This is a genomic window from Pseudomonas sp. 7SR1 (assembly GCF_900156465.1).
Lineage (GTDB): Bacteria > Pseudomonadota > Gammaproteobacteria > Pseudomonadales > Pseudomonadaceae > Aquipseudomonas.
Genome location: NZ_LT707064.1, coordinates 2,316,727 through 2,334,777, shown reverse-complemented (window position 1 = coordinate 2,334,777; position 18,051 = coordinate 2,316,727). Strand labels below are relative to the sequence as shown.

Here is an 18,051-nt window from a genome sequence, read left to right as displayed (position 1 = left end):
GCTGAATCACGGTTGAGGTGTGTATTGGGCAAGCAGATTGGCGCGCAGGTTGGGCGCGTCGATCGAGAACAGGAATTTCTGGCCCTCGGCGGGAGTGTTTTGCCGGGCGTAATCGACGTAGTTGATCATCGTGTCTGCCGAGAAGCAGTGCCCGCAGCGCGCCACGTTATCCAGGTACAGCTGGCGACGCGAAAACCCGAGGCGGGTTTCCTTGAGCTGCGTCACGGGGCGGAAGATGTTGTTGCAGAACACTTTGCTGATATCGGCCAGGGTGATCCCGGAAGTCTCCAGGACTTCATTCAGGATTCGCCCGTAGAGTTCGGGCTCGTCCTTGCCGTGGTTGGAGGTGATCGGATCCTGGCTGACGCCGAAACGCGAAGACACGATCTCCAGGCCCGGCCCATCGCACCGGGTGACCAGGCAACTGGCCGCCGAATCGCTGAGCAAGGCGAAGTTGTTGAAGCGTATGGACTCGTCGTAGACCTTGTCGGCGGTGATGATCAGGATGTTGTTGTAGACACCGGCGCGCACCATGCTCTCAGCCATCACGATGGCACTCATGAAACTGATGCAGTTGTTGAGGGTGACGCCGATGGGAAAAGCCTTTCTCAGTTCGAGACCTTCATACAGCCGAACGTTGAAATTGATGTACTCGATCTCGTTGCCGGGAAAGCAGGTCGAGCAGAACATGACGAAGTCGATATCGCCGGCAGACACGCGGCTCTGGGCCAGGGTCTGGCGAGCGGACCTGATGCCCAGGTCGAATATATCGCCGTCGGTCTTGAAGTAGCTTCCCCAGCCGAATACCCCCGGCTCGTCCGGATAGCCGAAGCGATCGAGCATAGCCTTGAAGTCAGGCACATCGTGATAAGGACGTTCGACTTCACCCAGGGCGTAGGAACAAGCGTCAATCATTATGCGCATGCGCATTCGTCCTTTTACGGAACAGGGCCGCAGATGCTCCGGCCCTGGAGTCATCAGGCAGGGATGAACGGCTCGCCCAGCATGTTCGTTTCGCGGATACGGTTATGGGTGTAGCGGTTCTCGCCCGACACCACGACAGCACCGTAATTCTCCAGGCTGACCTCGCCACCGAACTCGTGGAGCATGTCGGTATCGGGGTGGATAAGGACTTCCGGGGGTACGTAGCGGGCGGAGTATCCCAGGCGCATCTTGTCGGTCAGGCCCAGGTGCGGAAGCGAGGAATGCAGCACCGTCGACCAGAAGATCACGCACTCGCCGGCCTTCATCTCGAAGTAGACCGCCTTGGACTCGTCGGGCTTCCAGTCCGGGTCGACTTGCAGGTCGCGGTAATCGTAGCCCCACAGCCCACGACGGACGCCGTCCTTGACGAGGTTGTTGTTCTTCTCGGGGTTGAAGATCAGACGCTTCTCTTCGTCGTAATGCATCATGTTGTGGGTGCCGGGGACAATCGCCATGCAGGCGGTGTCTTTCATCGTGTCGGTGAAAGCGGTCCAGGCGGTCAGGGTCCCGCGACGTCCCGAGTCATCGGGCCAGACGATATGGGGACGCCCCGCCACGCCGGCGAAGGTATTGGCCTGGTGCCAGTCGGTGCCCGCATCGCCGGGGTACTTGGAGAAGAACTCGGTGCGCCAGCACAGCAGGTCCTTGCCCATGAGGCTGCGCACCTTGTGCACGATCCTGGGGTTGCAGACATGCTGGCCGAGGAAAGGGATATCCAGGTGCCGGTCATAGTTGGCGAGGTTATTGTTGCCGGCGTTGGAGATTGTATTGTCGGCATACACGGCGTTGCTGCGGTCCAGTGTCTGCAGCCGCACCGTTCGCCATTGCCGCTCCATCTCTTCCGGTTCATAAACCTTGAACGGCTTTACGTATCCATTCTTGAAGAAGAAAGCAATTTCCTCATCGCTAAGTCCGAAGTCTTCTTTTAACGCGTCCAAGGTAAATCTCCTTGCCTGCTCAGTGTGGAAGATCAATGTTTGCGTGACGACTCAATTGAATACGCAAGTTTCGTATCGGGACGATATGTTCTTGCGTTGCAGCTTCAGGTTCCGGGTCAGCAAACCGTTCTCGGCGGTAAACGGCTCGGTGGACAGGAAATAATTGCGGATCGGTACGCTGGCACCGGCGTTGTAATCGTCGATGGTCTTTTCGATCAGTTGCCGGGCGCTCGAATCGATCTGTTCGACCACCAGCAACATTCCCAGGTGGGGACGGCGGGCTCCCAGCGCCACGGCGTACTGCACGCCAGGCAGGCTGTTGAATGACTGCTCGACGGCCGTGGGGTGAATTTTCTGGCCACCTGATGTGATGATCGTGTCGTTCTTGCGGCCTTCAATGAAGATATAGCCGTCGGCATCGATACGGCCGACGTCGCCGGTGGCAATGACGACTTCGTCCCGATACACCGCCCTGGCGACTTCTTCTGGCTGGTCCACGTATCCGCAGGTCAGCCGCCGATGCGACCTGAGCAGAATCTCCCCGTCGCTTTCCAGGGTCACGCTGCCCGGCACCAGTGCCCGACCGACCGAACCCGGTCGGTTGTGCTGGAGGGTGTTGACGGCAATGGGGCCGTACTCGGTCATGCCATAGGCTTCCAGAAGCGGCAGGCCCGCCGTGTGATATCCGTCCAGCACAGCCTGCGGCAACGCAGCCATGCCGCTCCACATCTGTCGCATGTTCGAGCCGAACAGTTCGCGCAGCTTCTGGCCATTGCCATCGGCCAGGCGCCACATCGCGTCATAAAAAAGCGGAGGGGCCAGGAACAGGCTCGGGGAGGTCTGCTTGAGGGCTTGCATGGCGGTCTGCATGCCACTGAGCACGATGTCGATGCCGGCATCGATGCACCCGTAGATCAACAGCTTCTGCTGATAATTGGACAGGGGCAGGAAGATCAGGAAACTGTCGTCCGGCCGGGCGTCGATGGCCGAGAAGAACTGCCGGGCATTGAGCAGGACGGTGGCGTTGTTGACGCGAATCTTCTTCTCTTTGCCGCTGGTGCCGGAGGAGAAAATGGTGGGCCCCGCAACCGCAGCGAAGGCATTCGGACACGCCCGGTTCCGACACAGCCTCAAGCCATGGAATGTTCCGACGGGCTCCCATGAACCAGGGTCCACCTCGTCGCGGTACAAGGCGCTGACCAGCACAAAGGCAATGTTCTGCTGGCCGATGTCGGCCAGGGCGCTGCGGGCGGTTTTCTCGGGAATCTGCAAGGCGATGCAGCCGATATTCAATAAAGCGAGGTCCAGTAAAAAAGCCGCCTTGCCGTTCTCGGCGATCACCGCGACCTGCATGCCCGCCTGAAGGCCTACCTCGGCGAGCTGGCGCGAAACCAGCGAAACCTCCTGGTACACGTCAGCGAACCGGACACGTTCCATTTCCGTACGTTGATGAAACACAACCCCATTGCGCGGGTTGCCTTTCAACTTTGAAATCAGTGTTTGCAGTCCTTCACTTTCCACGCCGCTCGCTCCTGCGTCCGATGGCATCGGTCGTCAGAGCCTACTACTGGCAAACACCCTCGTGGCGTTGCGTTAGGTTTTTGCAGTGGCCTTTAGTTTTGCTAACGCAAGTTGCGCCGCGTGTCGGGGCCTGGGTATTTTCAGGCGTCCTCGTCGCGCCCTCTCTGCCGATCATCAAGGCTGTGGCGGGCGGGTTTGCTTCGAGGCGCTCGTTCGACGGTCCACGCCCTGGTCAATCGCCCGTCACGCGGTTGGCCCCACCGGAGTTTCATTCATGTCGTCGCGAAACTTGCTGTTCTACGGTGTCGTTGCGCTGTCCACGGCTTGCGACCAGGCCGTATTGACCGGCGTGATCTGGATGTCGCTCAAGCTCTCCGGTTCCAGCGTCCCCCTTGGCGTGGTCCTGTGTCTCTCGGTCGCCGTTCCCTTCGCGCTGGATCTGCTGAGTCGAGGACGAGCGGCCAACATCGACGCCCCTTGGCTGGTGGCGTTGCGTATCTCGGCCTTTGCCATTGCAGCACTCTTCGCCTGGTCCGGACTGGCCTCGGCCCTGGGTGTCTTCCTGTTGATCGCCTTGCTGGTGGGGACAGTCGATTTCCTCACGGCCAGTTCCCTGGAAATCGAGAACACCCGCCGGGTCGTCGCCGGCTGGCTACCGGCGGACGATGCCGCGCGCTATATGCAAACCGCCATCCAGGTCGGCGGTTTCTCGGGGTCGTTGGCCGGTGGCGCACTGCTGGGCCTGCTCGACGATTCGGTCTTTCTGATGGCCGTGGCGTTGACGGGGGCGGCCCTGAGCCCGGCGTTGCTGGCCGGCCGGATGAGGCGCAGCGTCATCGTCGAGGCCCCGGGCCCTGCCCCTCGGCAGGCCAGGCAAAGCCGGGACGATACGTTCGAAATGCCCTACGGCTGGATGGCCTGCCTCGGGTTGATCGCCCTGCACATCGGCGCTTTCAACAGCATGATGCCGGTCGTCTACCAGCAAGTTAACCATTGGAGCCCCACCAGTTTCGGCATCGCGTCCGGCGTCGCGGGCATCGGGGCTTTCCTGGCCGCGCTGCTGCCCCTGGGCAAGCACCGCCTGGTGCTGTTCGCCAGCGCCCTGATCGTGGTGGATGCGCTGATGGTCCTGGCGCCCCTGGTGCCGCTGTCGCTGGTCGGGGCGTTCCTGGTCGGATTCGTCACCAACCACCTGCGAATCGCCGTTCGCAGCCAATTGATGCGCTGCGCGAACAACGATGCCCAGGCGGCATTGGTGGGCAGTCGCAGCACGTTCTGCGCCTATTCGATGCAGGCCACCGGCCCCTTGTTATTGACCTTTGCGACCTCCGCATCGGTCTTGGGCCCGACATCCGGCCCGGCGCTGATGATCGGCACCGGCCTGGTCACCGCCCTCGGGCTGCTGGGACTGGCCCAGTTGCGTCGCCCCGCGCAGCCCGTTCCGCTGGCGCGTTCATGATTGATTGATGGAGGCATCCGATGAGTTCCACAGAGCTTGAAACCGATCGACAGACCGTGCTCACGCAGGTCTACGCGCTGATGAAGGAAGTGGCGCCCCAAAGCGTCCAGGTCGACCCGCAGCTGTCTTTTCTCGAAGCAGGGGTGGACTCGATGAAGCTGATGCTCCTGGTGACGCGCCTGGAGGATGCCTTTGAGATCGAGTTCGAAACCGACCATCTGGCCCCCCAGTTCCTGGGCAGCCCGGCAGCTGTCGCCGGGCTCCTCCTGGAGCACTACCTGACTGCCTAGGCGAGGATCGCCCGTCATGGAAGAACAACCGTTTGCCTACGATGTGCACCTGTACGACCGACGTTTCCTCAATTGCTTCCAGCGCCATGCCGTTGTGTTCATGAAACGCCTGGGCATAGAAGTGGACTGGCTCTTCTACAACGCCTTGCCGGCGGTGGACGATATCTTCCAGCAGATGGTGGTGCAGAACAAAGCCAAGTACGCGCTGCAAAGCGGCTATTTCGCCGACGACGACCTGGCGCTGCTGGGCGTACGTTTTCATGAGCGCAAGGCCGAACACCTGGATGAGCTGCTGCCGGTCATCCACCAGCAGATCCAGGCCTACGGTTGCGCCTTCCTGTCGGGGGACGTGTATTACTTTGCACACTGTCCCGAATACCGCAGCTCACATGCCCAGCACGTTGTCGTGCTGCGCCAGGCCCATGCCGACGGCACCTGGGACATCGTCGATGACAATGCCGCCAGTGTGCTGTGCGAATACCGCTACCCCCAGGAAGTGATCGACCAGTTCTTCCAGAACGAGGGCAGTCGCCGCATGTTCTGCCTGGAGTGGACACCGCCACGACACAGTGTCGAGCGTTCATTCCGCCAGCGCCATCAGGCGTTCCTGGACGGCTTCAAGGTGGAACCCTGGTTCTACGGCCACCTCGAAACGCTGCTGGACAACCCCCTGGCCTGCGACACGACCAAGTTTCGCGCGCTGCATGACGTGTTCACGCTCCTGGCTGGCTCGCGCAATTGCTTTGCCCGCTACCTGTCGATGACCGGCGTACCCGAGGCGACCCTCGAACGGGTCCAGCGGTTTGCCCAGGAGGCCGGTGTGCTCAAGGGCTTGATGGCGATGGCGCAGATCACCGGCAAGGTCCGTCGCCGCGACTTGGTCACGCGGTGCGCTGCCCTGGAAGGCCTGGAGGCTGACTACCTCGACGACCTTCGCTCGATGCATCGACAAACGGTGGCCCAGGCCTGACCGCTCAGGTACCCGGACGAATCAGCACCTTGCCCCGCGCGTGGGCGGTGGCGACCTTCTCCAGCGCCGCGCGGGTGTCGGACAAGGTAAAGCTCGAGTCGATGATGATTTGCAGCCGGCCCGCACTGAACTGCCTGACCGCCTCGGGAAGGAACGGCACTGCGCTGGCGAAGAAGACGAATTCGCCTGTGCAGCCGTCCCGCCCCTGGATGTTGAACTCCACCAGGGTCGAGATGTGTCCCCCGGGGCGCAGCACCTGCCAGGACTCTTCGAGCGTCTCGCCGCCCAGGGTATCGAGCACCAGGTCGATATCCCGCACACCTTCAAGGGTCTGGCTCCGGTAGTCGATGACCTCGTCGGCGCCCAGGCTTTTCACCAGCTCGATGTTCTTCGCCGATGCGGTTGCGATCACATGGCAGCCGGCAAGCTGGGCCAGCTGGATGGCCATGCTGCCCACGCCCCCGGCCCCGGCATGGATCAGGACCCGCTGCCCTGGCTGCAACTTGCCGACGTCGAACAGCGCCTGCGCGGCGGTGCCATAGGCCGTTGGTAAGGCGGCGGCCTGTTCGAAACCCATCGACGCGGGAATGACGCAAAGCTCGGCGGCGGCGATGACCAGCTGCTGCGCGAAGGCCCCACCGTGGCTGGGGGTGGTGCGGCCGACGACCCGGTCGCCGGCCTTCAGGTGCCTCACCCGCTCGCCCACCGATTCGATCACGCCACTGAAATCCGTGCCTGGCGCATAGGGAAACGTCACGGGAAAGATCGGCTGCATGTAGCCGGCGATGATCTTGACGTCCAGCGGGTTGACGCTGGCGGCCTCGACGCTGACGACGACTTCCTCGGGTTGAGGGGTTCGCAGGGTCGCTTCACCAGCGACCAGCACATCCGGGCTACCGAACTCGTGAATCAAAGCGCTCTTCATTTGGCAGACTCCTCTTCAGGCCTGGGTGGGGAACCGGCCAAGCTGGATGAACACGCCGAACCAGTCTTCCAGGTGCCATGTCGTCGTCAGCTTCGCGTCGTGGAAGCGGTGGAATTCATGGATGGGGAAACTGACTTGCCTGCCGGTGGCGGCGATGCCGAAAAGCTCACCGTCATGGGTGCCGCTGATTTGCGCGCGCACGGCCATTTTTCCAGGCTCCTGGACCACGTCGTGGATAACGATCCGCACATCGGGGAACGCCTGGACAACGCTGCGGATGATGGTCTTGATGCCTTCAGGGCCGGGGGCCTGCCCCGGCGCCAACGGGATGTCGTCCCAGTGCGGGGCCAGCACTTCGTCGACCAGATCCGGTTGTTTGTCGCTGAACGCGCGGTAGAACGTTTCGACCGCCAGGCGCTCGGCGCGCAGTTGGTCGGCAAGGCTGATGCTGGAGATATTCATCGGTTTCTCGCTGTGGCCAGGTGGGGTAGCGAGATAGTGCGAGGGCGGGATACGATCCGTCTAACAAATAACCGATATGGATGTTTATTTGATTCATGGATTTTCATGGCATCGATTTGAACCTCCTGGTGGCATTCGACGCACTGATGACCGAGCGCAACGTCACGCGGGCCGCGGCTCGGGTGGGGGTCAGTCAGCCGGCGATGAGCGCGGCCCTGGCCAGGCTTCGCAAACTGTGGGGCGATCCGCTGTTTGCCCGCAGCGCCGACGGTCTGTTGCCGACACCCAGGGCCCGGGAACTGGCGGTGCCGATCGCCCAGGCGTTGCATCAGTTGCAGGTGGCACTGGTGGAGCGCCCCGCGTTCAACCCTGCCGAGGCTCGCGCGGTATTCAAGCTCGGCCTGTCGGACTACCCGGCCTATGTGCTCCTGCCCGCCCTGTTGCAGGCCCTCGCCGAACAGGCGCCGGGGGTTTGGGTGAATGTCCATGCGTTCAACGACCGCGACCATACCGTCGACATGCTGGACAACGGCCTGATCGACGCGGCGGTGGGCGTGCCGCCGACCCAGGCTGCGGCGAGGATCCTGAATCGAACCGTGCTCAGGGACGAATTCGTCACCATCGTGGCCCATGACCATCCGGTTGCCCGCCGCGCCATGACCCTCAAGGCTTACCTGGCGCTGCGCCATGTCCTGGTGTCTCCCGAGCAAGACTTGTACGGCGTGGTGGACCAGGCTCTCGCCCAGCAAGGAAAACAGCGGGAGCTCGCCCTGACATTGCCGCAGATGTTCGCCGTCCCCTCGCTGATCGCCCGTACCCGGCTGACCGCCACGGTGATGCGAAGAGTGGCGATGAGCGCGGCCGGCAGCCATAAGCTGGTGATGTTCCCGCCACCGGTGACGCTGCCGCCGATGACCTTCGACCTGATCTGGCACAGGCGCAGCGAGTCCCATCCGGCGCAGCAATGGTTCAGGGAATTGATCGTCGAAGTCGCCGGGCAGCTATGACGCCACGGCCAGCGTGGCGGCCATGGGGACGGTCCCTCGTGCTCCCCGGCACGCGAGACCAGCCAGGCCTTTCACGGCAAGATGTAGACCTGAGCCCAATCTGGAGAAATACCCCACCAGCCAGGCCATGACCTGTCGTAATCTCGCACCTGCATTCATCACGTCCGCCAACGTCCCGAGACCATCGCGATGCCCTCGATCTACCAACTCAAACCCGCCTTCCAGAACCTGCTGCGGCCCATGGTCCAACGGCTCTACGACAAGGGCGTCACCGCCAACCAGGTCACTGTGCTGGCAGGTGCCGTTTCAGTGCTGGTCGGCGCGATCGTCGCCGGGTTCGCCCAGCACCCCTGGGTGTTCGTATTGGTGCCAGCCTGGATGTTCCTGCGCATGGCCTTGAACGCCGTGGATGGCATGCTCGCCCGGGAGTTCGGCCAACAATCGCATCTGGGCGCCTACCTCAACGAGCTATGCGATATCATCGCCGACGCTGCCCTGATCCTGCCTTTCGCCCTGATTCCCGATGCCAGCCTGTTGCTCGTGTTGTCGGTCACGCTGTTGGCGTTGTTCAGCGAATACGCCGGTGTGCTGGGGCCGATGGTCGGGGCTTCGCGACGCTACGACGGGCCGATGGGCAAGAGTGACCGGGCCTTCGTGCTGGGCGTGCTGGCGACTGGCATCGCCCTGGGTTGGCTCGGGGCTCCCTGGGTCGATGGTGTGATGGCGGTGGTTGCCGCCCTGCTGGTTTATACCTTGGTCAACCGGGTGCGTCATGGCCTGGACCAAGTGAAGGAAAACGCTCCCTCAGCATAAAGGATCTTGCAATGCGCGAAGCCCAACACCGGACATTCACCACCCATGACGGCGTGGAGCTGTTCTACCGACACTGGCCGGCCGTCGACGTGGCCCCGGGCGAACCCCGCCAGGCCGTGCTGCTGTTTCACCGTGGCCACGAACACTCCGGGCGCATCGCGCACCTGGTGGACGAACTGGACCTGCCCGGCTTCGACTTTTTTGCCTGGGACGCCCGGGGCCATGGCCAGTCCCCTGGCGAGCGGGGCGACAGCCCGAGCTTTGCCACCAGTGCGCGGGATGTACAGACGTTCTGCGACCACATCGGCGCGCAGCACCAGATCGACGAACAGAACATCGCCGTGGTGGCGCAAAGCGTCGGCGCGGTGATCGCCGCGACCTGGGTCCATGACTATGCACCGCGCATCCGTTCGCTGGTGCTGGCATCGCCGGCGTTCAAGGTGAAGCTCTACGTGCCTTTCGCCCGTCCGGGCCTGGCGCTGATGCGCAGGTTTCGCGGCAATTTCTTCGTCAACAGCTACGTCAAGGCGAAATTCCTCAGCCATGACCCGCAACGCGTGGCGTCCTACGACAGCGATCCGCTGATCACCAAGGCCATCTCGGTCAATGTGCTGCTGGGCCTGTACGAAGCCGCCGAGCGGGTGGTGGCCGATGCCCAGGCGATCCTGGTGCCGACGCAGTTGCTGATCTCCGGTTCCGACTTCGTGGTGCACCGCAAACCCCAGGAGCAGTTCTTCGAGCGACTGGGCAGCCTGCAGAAAGAGAAGCACATCCTGCCGGGTTTCTTCCACGACACCCTGGGGGAGAAGCACCGCGCACCGGCCATTGCCAGCGCCCGGCGCTTTATCCTGCAGAATTTCGAACGCCCCCTGGAGCGCCCTTCCCTGCTGGATGCCGACCGCCTGGGCGCGACCTGCGCCGAAGCCGAATCCCTGGCAACGCCGCTGCCGCACAATTCGCCGCGCGACCTGTACTGGCGCATGACCCGCGCCAGCATGCGCCTGGGCAGCACCCTGTCAGCCGGCGTGAAGCTGGGCTTCGACACCGGTTTCGACTCCGGCAGCACCCTGGATTATGTCTACCGCAACCGCGCCACCGGTACTTCGGCGCTGGGGCGGCTGATCGACCGGAACTACCTGGATTCCATCGGCTGGCGTGGCATCCGCCAGCGCAAGCTGCACGTGGAAGAACTGTTGCGCCTGGCCATGGGCAAGCTGCGCGAAGAGCAGCGCGAGGTGCGCATCGTCGATATCGCCGCCGGCCACGGCCGCTACATTCTCGAAGCGCTGCAGGGTGTCAGCCCGTTGCCGGAGTCGATCCTGCTGCGGGACTACAGCGACATCAACGTGCGTGATGGCAGCGCACTGATCCAGGAAAAAGGCCTGGGACACATCGCCCGTTTCGTCAAAGGCGATGCTTTCGATCGCCAGGACCTGGCGGCCCTGGAGCCCAAGCCGACCCTCGCGGTGGTGTCCGGCCTGTACGAGCTGTTCGCCGATAACCAGATGGTCGGCGGCTCCCTCGCGGGCCTGGCCGAAGCGGTGGAACCGGGGGGGTTCCTGATCTACACCGGCCAGCCGTGGCACCCGCAGCTGGAGCTCATTGCCCGCGCCCTCACCAGCCACCGCGCCGGGCAGGCGTGGGTGATGCGTCGGCGCAGCCAGGCGGAAATGGACCAACTGGTGGAGGCTGCAGGCTTTCGCAAGATCACCCTGCGGGTCGATGCGTGGGGCATCTTCAGCGTTTCGCTGGCCCAGCGAGTGCAGTGATGAGCGCTGTCATCGCCCCCGCCCGGGAGCCGGCGCTGCTGAAGCCGGCGGTGTTCTGGCTGCTGTTGCTGGCCCCGCTGTTCTTCAGCACCTACGGCTTCGCCACCTGGGTCACGTCCCAGCGCGACGATGTCGGCAGCCTGGTGTTCGGCTGGGAAAGCCACATGCCGTTCATGGCCTGGACCATCGTGCCGTACTGGTCGATCGACCTGCTGTATGGCTTGTCCCTGCTGCTGCCCAACAGCCGCGAGGCCCTCAAGCGACACGCCTTGCGCCTGCTCACGGCCCAGGCGATCGCGGTCAGTTGCTTCCTGCTCTGGCCGCTGCGCTTCACCTTTGCCCGACCGGAGATGGATGGGGTGTTCGGTTGGCTGTTCGACGTGCTGGCCGGTTTCGACAAGCCATTCAACCAGGCGCCCTCGCTGCACATCGCGTTGCTGGTCATCCTCTGGGTTTGCTACCAGCGCCATCTGCAAGGTATCTGGCGCTGGCTGATGCACGGCTGGTTCGCCTTGATCGGCGTGTCGGTGCTGACCACTTACCAGCATCATTTCATCGACGTTCCCACCGGCGCGCTGGCCGGCTGGCTGTGTGTCTGGCTGTGGCCGCTGGATCGGCCCAGCCCGTTGCGAAGCGCGCGCCTGAGCCATGACCGCGCACGCCTGCGACTGGCCTTGCGTTATGCCTTGGGCGCGGCAGCGATGTTCATTCCGGCGTTTGCCTTCGCCGGCGCCTGGCTGTGGCTGGTCTGGCCGGCGGTGGCGCTGCTTTGGGTGGCGCTCAATTACCTGCTGTTCGGCGCCGACGGGTTCCAGAAGCGTGCCGATGGCCGGCTGAACCCCGCCGTACGCTGGATGCTGGCCCCCTACCTGGCAGCCGCCTGGGTCAATTCCCGTTGGTGGACACGCCAGCATCCGCAGCCGGATCAGGTCACGGATGGCGTCTGGCTGGGGCGCGTGCCTACGTCGGCGGAATTGAAGGGCAGCCCGTTCGGCGGCGTGCTCGACCTCTGCGCCGAACTGTCCGTGGACAGCACTGGCATCGCCTATCGCTCATTGCCGGTGCTCGACTTGACGGTGCCGACAGCCGGGCAATGCCTGGAAGCGGCGCAGGCGATCGAGAACCTGCGCCCATACGGGCCGGTGCTGGTCTGCTGCGCCCTGGGCTATTCACGCAGCGCCACCGCCGTGGCCGCGTGGCTGCTGCACAGTGGCCGGGCGGCGAGTGTCGATGACGCCATCGGGCAAGTCCAACGGGCCCGCCCGGGCGTCGTACTGCATCCGACCCACCGCCGGGTGTTGACGCAACTGGCCGAGGAGCACCAGCGATGATCAGCGACATGGAACTGCATACCGTCGCGAGCCTGTTGCGCCGCGGTCACGCCCTGGACCAGCTGTCCACCGGGCTGACGCTGCTGGCGGCGCTGCTGGGGTTCGGGCAATGGCTGGTGGGCGTGATCGACCCATGGTTGCTGCTGTTGAGTGCCACATTGATCGTCCTCGGCTTGCTGGAAAAATACTGGGCGCTGCGCGTGGCATTCGATGCCGATCTGTTCCAGCGCATGGCCGACAGCGCCCATTCGCTGGCCGAGCGCACCTTCGCCCTGGATCAGGCCCTCACCGCCCTGGGCCTGCAGCCGGCCGAACGCGCCGGCCGCCTGTGGAGCGAACGCCAACGAGGCGCGTTGATGCTGTTGCGTCGACAGTCGCGCCTGCTGGGGGCACAAGTTGTCTTGACGCTGGGCTTCATCCTGGCCAGTCCCTGGCTAGCCTTTTCAGGATAAGGAATCCTCATGTTCGAACCCGTGGTCGCCAACCTCATCACCTCCGCCGCCCGCATGGTCACGGGCGCCCGCAGCCTGTGGCTCGGTTGCGCGCCGCGGCCGGTGCAGCGGATCTATTTCGCCAACCACAGCAGCCATGGCGATTTCGTGCTGCTCTGGGCGTCCCTGCCGCCGGCACTGCGCAAGCTCACTCGCCCGGTGGCCGGTGCCGACTATTGGCAGACCAGCCCGCTGCGCCGCTACATCATCAACCGGGTGTTCAATGGCGTGCTGGTGGACCGGGAGCGCAAGGATCCCGGGTACAACCCGCTGCAACCGATGCTCGATGCCCTGCACAACGGCGACTCGCTGATCATCTTCCCCGAGGGCACGCGCAACCCAGACGAAGGCCTGCTGCCCTTCAAGAGCGGGATCTATCACCTGATGAAAAGCCATCCCGAGGTCGAAGTGATCCCGGTATGGATCGCCAACCTCAACCGTGTCATGCCCAAGGGCCGGGTGCTGCCTTTGCCCCTGTTATGCACCACCAGTTTCGGTGCACCGCTGTGCATCGAAGAAGGCGAAAGCAAAGAGCAATTTCTTGAACGCAGCCGCGCCGCACTGCTGGCACTGGCCCCGGAGCACGTCTGACATGGATCGATACACCCTGATGTTGTTTGGCGGAATCGGCGCGATTCTGGTGCTGGCGTCCGTGATCGGCTTCATCCTCAAACTGCGGACCAAGGGCGCACCGAACTCGGTCATCGATAACCTCAACGCGCGAATCAATGCCTGGTGGATCATGGTGCTGGTGATCGGCATCGCGTTCTGGCTCGGCAATGCGGCGGTCATCCTGCTGTTCTACGCAGTGTCGTTCTACGCCCTGCGGGAATTCCTGACCCTGACGCCCACCCGACGCAGCGATTACCCGGCCCTGGTGGCCGCGTTCTACCTGGCGCTGCCGCTGCAATACCTGCTGATCTACTACGACTGGTACGGATTGTTCTCCATCTTCATCCCGGTGTATGTGTTCCTGCTGCTGCCGATCCTGGCGTCCCTGGGCGGCGACAGTACGCACTTCCTGGAGCGTGCTTCGAAGGTGCAGTGGGGATTGATGATCGCGGTGTTCTGCATCTCCTTCGTCCCGGCCTTGCTGACCCTGGACATCGCCGGTTTCGAGGGCCGCAACCTGTTGCTGATCGCGTACCTGGTGATCGTGGTGCAGCTGTCGGATGTGTTGCAGTACGTGTGCGGCAAGTTGTTCGGCAAGCGCAAGATCGCACCGAACCTGTCGCCTTCGAAGACCGTGGAGGGCTTTGCCGGCGGCATCCTGCTGGCCTCGCTGATCGGCGGCGCGCTGTGGTGGATCACGCCGTTCAACCCCTGGCAGTCGTTCCTCATCGCCTTGCTGATCAACCTGCTGGGGTTTGCCGGGGGCATCGTGATGTCGGCGATCAAGCGCGACCGCGGGGTGAAGGATTGGGGCCATATGATCGAAGGCCACGGCGGCATGCTCGACCGACTGGACTCGGTGTGTTTCGCGGCACCGATCTTCTTTCATCTGGTCCGGTATTGGTGGACCTGAAAAAAGCCCACTGAAAGTGGGCGAAGGGAAAGCAGCTGTTCGGCAACATCAGGCCAGCGTCAGGTTGACTGCTTGCCCGTGGCCGACGGCATAGCACTGGAGTCGACCCGCAGCTTGCGCGCTCGGGCCACGGCTCGTTCCCACTCCCGGGCGTCGTGGCTGCAAAAGATCTCGACAGGTTGATGATCCCGGGACAACGCCAGTTCCCGCAAACGACTCTGGTTATGCAGGCGTGCCGGACGGTCCGTGTCCATCATGTACTGATAAAACCGCATGCCCGGCGGACAATGGCGTTCGGGTTGATGGACTTCATCGTGGAAGAAATACGCATCGCCGGCGTGAAGCATCCAGCCGCCGGGGGTGCGCAGGGCGATCCCGGCGTGACCGGCCGTATGGCCCTGCAACGGCACCAGGAAAATATCCTCTTCTTCCGCCCCGATCAGCGCCCGCACCGAGTCGAAGCCAAACCAGGTGTCGCCTTCCGTGGTGTAGAACTCCCAACTGTCCACACCCTGCCACTGCCTGGCCTGGAACCGACGCCGACCGATCCAGGTCTTCGCGGAGCGGGCCACCGCCATCTCGTCGCGCATCACATGCACCCGCGCCTGGGGAAAATCCTGGAGCCCGCCGGCGTGGTCAAAATCCAGGTGAGTCAAGAGAATGTGTCGCACATCGTGGGCGTCGAAACCCAGGCGTCGGATCTGTTCCAGCGCCGTGAGCCGATGCTCGAACCGGATGTTGTTGAACGTGCGAAAGAATCGGCTCAGCCGCTCGGGGGTCTGGATATCCCGCTGGCCGAATCCGGTGTCCACCAGGATCAGGCCGTTGGTGTCTGTTTCGACCAACAGGCAGTGACACACCAGGCACGCCGTCAGCCCACGACTGTAGCCATCGAACAACGCCCCGCCCACCGGGCACATGCAGCCGCAGTTCAGGTGATGGATGCGCATGGATGGCCTCCTTTCGCGGGGTGGGGCGTTTGTTTCGGTTTTTTATGGGCTCTCTGGAATCGACTGGAAGGGGGGTTGGGAATTCAGGGAAGGCGACAGGCGGTGACAGTCTCCTGCCTGTCTACCACCCACGATTGTCCAACAGCTGTTGGCCAATTCTCCTCACGGATAACTAAAACTTTTCACCAGGGTCAACTCCCCCGGCGCCCGCATCGGGACCACGAACGTCTCCATTTTTTCGCTCGGCGTGCCCTCTTCCGTGATCACGGTGATCTGCGCCGTGGTCAGGGCTTGTTTTGCCTGCTCGACTGATTCTGCGTCTTCATCGCTTTCCTCGTTGCGATAACCGCCGCCGTAGTAGTTGACGTAGACCTGGTACTGCCCCTTGATCGGTGCCGGCATGGCGAAGATCTCCGGGCCGTAGCCGGTGGTGACGTCGACGTCGAGCGCGGCACCGTTGGGAGCGACCCGGTCGCCGTACCAGATGTGGGCACCGTCGGGCGTGAGCAGGTGCAGGTCCAGGTCGGTGCCGTCGCTGTCCCAGGTCAGCAAGACCCGCAGCTTGGCCGGCGTGGCGCCGCCACTGGTGTTGAGGAACTGGGTGCGGTGACGATGCTGGCCATCGGGACTGCGCACTTCGACGCTGTTGGTGCCGTTGGGAAACGAGAATGGCCGGTCGAAGCGCCCCTCTGGATCGAGCTTCAACGGCAGGCTCACGCCGTTGACGATGAGTTTGCCCGGCTCGCTCGTGTCCTTGGGCATGGCCTTGATCTGGCCGGTAATGCGGGCCGTGCCGGCCTGGCCCTGGGGCGTATTGACCGACGAGGCCGGGTAGTTGACGGTCTGGCTGAAGTTTTCATCCTCGCCGCCCGGTGCGCCGCTGCGCCAGCCGCCGACCGGGGTGTCGAGTTTGATGCCGTCAGCGGCAACGGCCAGGGGCAACGCGGTCATGGCGCAGAGCAACAGCAAGACCTGTGGATAACGGAGTGTCATGGTCTATTCCAGCAAGAGGTGACGGGCGAGCCCTTCGATATAGTTTTCGTCCTGGCCGTTGGGATGAGCTTCGAAGGCCAGGTGCAGGTATTCATGAGTCAGGTCGAGGCGGTCCTGGAGCGATAGCACGCCCCGAACGTAGATGCGCTGGCGCTCGCGGTCGACATAAGGCCGGCCGAAGGCGAGACGGCATACTGCCAAAGCGCTGATTTCGTTGTAGCCCACTTCGCTTTCCAGCCGAGGACGCCAGCCTCGACGCTGCTTGAGCAGCCATTGCTGGGCAGCCGGCAACGCTTCGCAGGACGCCACCGGATTGTCCCAGCGACTGAGGCTGGCGCGTGGATAGGCATGCAGCAGGATGGCGTCGTAGCGCTGCCCGGCGCTGGCTTGTTCCACCGCCTGCTGCCAGGACAGCTTGTCCGGACCTGGCTGGTCGGAGTGATAGGTCACATCGGTGCCGGCCAGGACCAGGTCGTTGGTCCAGGCGGCGATCGACCGGGTTTCGGCCGTCGCCGGGCGCGGGGCGACCCGTTGCCGATGGCTGCTGTCGTCGATGCTCAGGCAATCGCCGTTGCGCTGGGCGTTCTGCAACAGGTAGGTGCGAATCGCCACGGCCAGGGCCTTGGCCGCTTCGGAGGGTTCGGCCTTGGCTTCGCGCTGCAGGACCCGGGCGACGTATTCCTCCCGGTCCAGCCGCGCCACCAGCTTGCCGGGCGTCAGGAACAGCTCACCGTCGCTATGGATATCCAACTGGTTGCCGTTGGCGAACTCGACGCGGTAATCACCGCGCAATTGACCCGGCGCGACCGGCCGATCACCCGACATGACACGCTGCAACGGGTAGCGGGCAAACAGGCCCACTTCCACGCAACGTCCCGTTTCGGCCGGCCAACGCACCGGCAGCGCCGCGGCCAGCCCGTCACCGAACACCTTCAGGACCTGCTGGCTGGTGCCCCGCCCCCCGGCCCATACGGGCGTCCCATCGGCCAGCCAACCGGCGAAGCCACCCTGGCGCGATGCCGGCCCCTGCTCGCCGAGCCAACTCCAGGTCTTGACCCGCAGGCGACTGCCCAATTGACCGACAAGCCGGCCATCCGAGGCGTTGAGCACCACATCCAGCAGCACCCGACGGGCCTGGTCCTGGGCCGGCAACGTGGCCAGCGCCTTGAGCAGCTCGACGACGGGCACCTGCTTTTGCGGTTGCAGGGCGGGCAGGTCCAGCAGCCAGGACGGCGCCTGGCGAGCCTGCCAGTAGTCGCGCCAGTCCGTGGCCCCCAGCCCGAGCCGCTGCGGCTCGAAATACAGCCCACAGGACTTCACCAGGGCCTGGTCGCGACCGATGCTCTTCCCGGCGCTGCAGCAATACACTTCTTCCTTGGACTGGCCGCGGCACTCGTAGGCCGGTTCCTGTGCATGGGTGTCCACCAGCCAGGCGTAGACGAACAGCTTCCACAGGCTGCCCAGTGGTGCCTGCAGGGAATCGGGCAACGGCTGGCGGTCCAGCACCTGGCCCTGGCCCACCCGCAGCAGCTGGCCGTCGAAGGCCAGGCGCAGTGGCTCGTCCTGCGCTGTCGCCAGCGCAGGAATCAAGCACAACAGCCACCCAACCAGCAGGCCGCGCAT

Annotated in this window: 18 protein-coding genes; 10 read left to right on the top strand and 8 right to left on the bottom strand. The window is 63.6% G+C overall.

The genetic code is table 11. From position 1 onward, the window contains the following. Nucleotides 1-6: 6 nt before the first annotated feature. The 3 genes from BW992_RS10605 to BW992_RS10595 are packed head-to-tail and all read right to left on the bottom strand — an operon-like array spanning nt 7 to nt 3,359. Nucleotides 7-924 carry a hypothetical protein gene (locus tag BW992_RS10605; RefSeq protein ID WP_072458865.1) on the bottom strand — a complete coding sequence of 306 codons (918 nt, stop codon included), beginning with the start codon at nt 922-924 and terminating at the stop codon, nt 7-9. Nucleotides 925-977: 53 nt separating this feature from the next. After that, on the bottom strand, nt 978-1,922 hold the full coding sequence (locus BW992_RS10600; RefSeq protein WP_072431416.1) for a chlorinating enzyme: 945 nt from the start codon (nt 1,920-1,922) through the stop codon (nt 978-980). A 51-nt stretch (nt 1,923-1,973) separates the two neighbouring features. Then, a complete protein-coding gene (locus tag BW992_RS10595; protein ID WP_168199074.1) occupies nt 1,974-3,359 on the bottom strand; it encodes an AMP-binding protein in 1,386 nt (461 codons plus the stop codon). A 358-nt stretch (nt 3,360-3,717) separates the two neighbouring features. Here BW992_RS10595 and BW992_RS10590 point away from each other — a divergent pair, with 358 nt between their 5' ends. The 3 genes from BW992_RS10590 to BW992_RS10580 are packed head-to-tail and all read left to right on the top strand — an operon-like array spanning nt 3,718 to nt 6,162. Next, nucleotides 3,718-4,902, top strand: coding sequence for an MFS transporter (locus BW992_RS10590; protein WP_076406172.1), 1,185 nt, complete (start codon nt 3,718-3,720; stop codon nt 4,900-4,902). A 20-nt stretch (nt 4,903-4,922) separates the two neighbouring features. After that, entirely contained in the window at nt 4,923-5,192 is a 270-nt protein-coding gene (locus BW992_RS10585) for an acyl carrier protein (protein ID WP_076406170.1), read from the top strand. Nucleotides 5,193-5,208: 16 nt separating this feature from the next. Continuing rightward, nucleotides 5,209-6,162: a hypothetical protein gene (locus BW992_RS10580; RefSeq protein WP_076406168.1), complete on the top strand. Its 954-nt coding sequence runs from the start codon at nt 5,209-5,211 to the stop codon at nt 6,160-6,162. Nucleotides 6,163-6,166: 4 nt separating this feature from the next. On the opposite strand, the gene BW992_RS10575 is transcribed toward BW992_RS10580, so the two are convergent. Beyond that, complete coding sequence (locus BW992_RS10575; RefSeq protein ID WP_076406167.1) at nt 6,167-7,087, bottom strand: NADP-dependent oxidoreductase; 921 nt, start codon at nt 7,085-7,087, stop codon at nt 6,167-6,169. Nucleotides 7,088-7,102: 15 nt separating this feature from the next. After that, a complete protein-coding gene (locus BW992_RS10570) occupies nt 7,103-7,549 on the bottom strand; it encodes an ester cyclase (protein WP_072395657.1) in 447 nt (148 codons plus the stop codon). Nucleotides 7,550-7,644: 95 nt separating this feature from the next. Here BW992_RS10570 and BW992_RS10565 point away from each other — a divergent pair, with 95 nt between their 5' ends. From BW992_RS10565 to BW992_RS10535, 7 genes are all read left to right on the top strand, one after another. Next, nucleotides 7,645-8,556 carry a LysR family transcriptional regulator gene (locus tag BW992_RS10565; protein ID WP_076406165.1) on the top strand — a complete coding sequence of 304 codons (912 nt, stop codon included), beginning with the start codon at nt 7,645-7,647 and terminating at the stop codon, nt 8,554-8,556. A gap of 189 nt (nt 8,557-8,745) precedes the next feature. Then, nucleotides 8,746-9,369, top strand: a complete 624-nt coding sequence (locus tag BW992_RS10560; RefSeq protein WP_072431423.1) for a CDP-alcohol phosphatidyltransferase family protein — start codon at nt 8,746-8,748, stop codon at nt 9,367-9,369. A gap of 11 nt (nt 9,370-9,380) precedes the next feature. Then, on the top strand, nt 9,381-11,138 hold the full coding sequence (locus BW992_RS10555) for a bifunctional alpha/beta hydrolase/class I SAM-dependent methyltransferase (protein WP_076406163.1): 1,758 nt from the start codon (nt 9,381-9,383) through the stop codon (nt 11,136-11,138). Further along, nucleotides 11,138-12,469: a phosphatase PAP2/dual specificity phosphatase family protein gene (locus tag BW992_RS10550; protein WP_076406161.1), complete on the top strand. Its 1,332-nt coding sequence runs from the start codon at nt 11,138-11,140 to the stop codon at nt 12,467-12,469. Before BW992_RS10555 ends, BW992_RS10550 begins: the two co-directional genes overlap by 1 nt. Further along, on the top strand, nt 12,466-12,921 hold the full coding sequence (locus BW992_RS10545) for a hypothetical protein (RefSeq protein WP_072458870.1): 456 nt from the start codon (nt 12,466-12,468) through the stop codon (nt 12,919-12,921). The genes BW992_RS10550 and BW992_RS10545 overlap by 4 nt, the downstream gene beginning before the upstream one ends. A gap of 9 nt (nt 12,922-12,930) precedes the next feature. After that, nucleotides 12,931-13,551 (top strand): lysophospholipid acyltransferase family protein, encoded by a 621-nt coding sequence (locus tag BW992_RS10540; RefSeq protein WP_072395636.1) that lies wholly within the window; start codon nt 12,931-12,933, stop codon nt 13,549-13,551. A 1-nt stretch (nt 13,552) separates the two neighbouring features. Beyond that, nucleotides 13,553-14,485: a phosphatidate cytidylyltransferase gene (locus tag BW992_RS10535; protein ID WP_072395634.1), complete on the top strand. Its 933-nt coding sequence runs from the start codon at nt 13,553-13,555 to the stop codon at nt 14,483-14,485. A 59-nt stretch (nt 14,486-14,544) separates the two neighbouring features. Here the strand turns inward: BW992_RS10535 and BW992_RS10530 are convergent, their stop codons facing one another. The 3 genes from BW992_RS10530 to BW992_RS10520 all read right to left on the bottom strand — a co-directional run bounded on the left by BW992_RS10530 (nt 14,545) and on the right by BW992_RS10520 (nt 18,051). Then, entirely contained in the window at nt 14,545-15,435 is an 891-nt protein-coding gene (locus BW992_RS10530; RefSeq protein ID WP_076406160.1) for an MBL fold metallo-hydrolase, read from the bottom strand. Between the two features lie 162 nt (nt 15,436-15,597). Beyond that, nucleotides 15,598-16,428, bottom strand: a complete 831-nt coding sequence (locus BW992_RS10525) for a YfaP family protein (RefSeq protein ID WP_072395630.1) — start codon at nt 16,426-16,428, stop codon at nt 15,598-15,600. 3 nt (nt 16,429-16,431) lie between these two features. Continuing rightward, complete coding sequence (locus tag BW992_RS10520; RefSeq protein WP_076406158.1) at nt 16,432-18,051, bottom strand: DUF2300 domain-containing protein; 1,620 nt, start codon at nt 18,049-18,051, stop codon at nt 16,432-16,434.

Bases quoted from the DNA above. Each gene is read 5' to 3' on its own strand.
- BW992_RS10605 (WP_072458865.1), bottom strand. From the start codon at position 924: ATGCGCATAATGATTGACGCTTGTTCCTACGCCCTGGGTGAAGTCGAA.
- BW992_RS10595 (WP_168199074.1), bottom strand. From the start codon at position 3,359: ATGGAACGTGTCCGGTTCGCTGACGTGTACCAGGAGGTTTCGCTGGTT.
- BW992_RS10590 (WP_076406172.1), top strand. From the start codon at position 3,718: ATGTCGTCGCGAAACTTGCTGTTCTACGGTGTCGTTGCGCTGTCCACG.
- BW992_RS10585 (WP_076406170.1), top strand. From the start codon at position 4,923: ATGAGTTCCACAGAGCTTGAAACCGATCGACAGACCGTGCTCACGCAG.
- BW992_RS10580 (WP_076406168.1), top strand. From the start codon at position 5,209: ATGGAAGAACAACCGTTTGCCTACGATGTGCACCTGTACGACCGACGT.
- BW992_RS10575 (WP_076406167.1), bottom strand. From the start codon at position 7,087: ATGAAGAGCGCTTTGATTCACGAGTTCGGTAGCCCGGATGTGCTGGTC.
- BW992_RS10570 (WP_072395657.1), bottom strand. From the start codon at position 7,549: ATGAATATCTCCAGCATCAGCCTTGCCGACCAACTGCGCGCCGAGCGC.
- BW992_RS10565 (WP_076406165.1), top strand. From the start codon at position 7,645: ATGGATTTTCATGGCATCGATTTGAACCTCCTGGTGGCATTCGACGCA.
- BW992_RS10560 (WP_072431423.1), top strand. From the start codon at position 8,746: ATGCCCTCGATCTACCAACTCAAACCCGCCTTCCAGAACCTGCTGCGG.
- BW992_RS10555 (WP_076406163.1), top strand. From the start codon at position 9,381: ATGCGCGAAGCCCAACACCGGACATTCACCACCCATGACGGCGTGGAG.
- BW992_RS10550 (WP_076406161.1), top strand. From the start codon at position 11,138: ATGAGCGCTGTCATCGCCCCCGCCCGGGAGCCGGCGCTGCTGAAGCCG.
- BW992_RS10545 (WP_072458870.1), top strand. From the start codon at position 12,466: ATGATCAGCGACATGGAACTGCATACCGTCGCGAGCCTGTTGCGCCGC.
- BW992_RS10540 (WP_072395636.1), top strand. From the start codon at position 12,931: ATGTTCGAACCCGTGGTCGCCAACCTCATCACCTCCGCCGCCCGCATG.
- BW992_RS10535 (WP_072395634.1), top strand. From the start codon at position 13,553: ATGGATCGATACACCCTGATGTTGTTTGGCGGAATCGGCGCGATTCTG.
- BW992_RS10530 (WP_076406160.1), bottom strand. From the start codon at position 15,435: ATGCGCATCCATCACCTGAACTGCGGCTGCATGTGCCCGGTGGGCGGG.
- BW992_RS10525 (WP_072395630.1), bottom strand. From the start codon at position 16,428: ATGACACTCCGTTATCCACAGGTCTTGCTGTTGCTCTGCGCCATGACC.
- BW992_RS10520 (WP_076406158.1), bottom strand. From the start codon at position 18,051: ATGCGCGGCCTGCTGGTTGGGTGGCTGTTGTGCTTGATTCCTGCGCTG.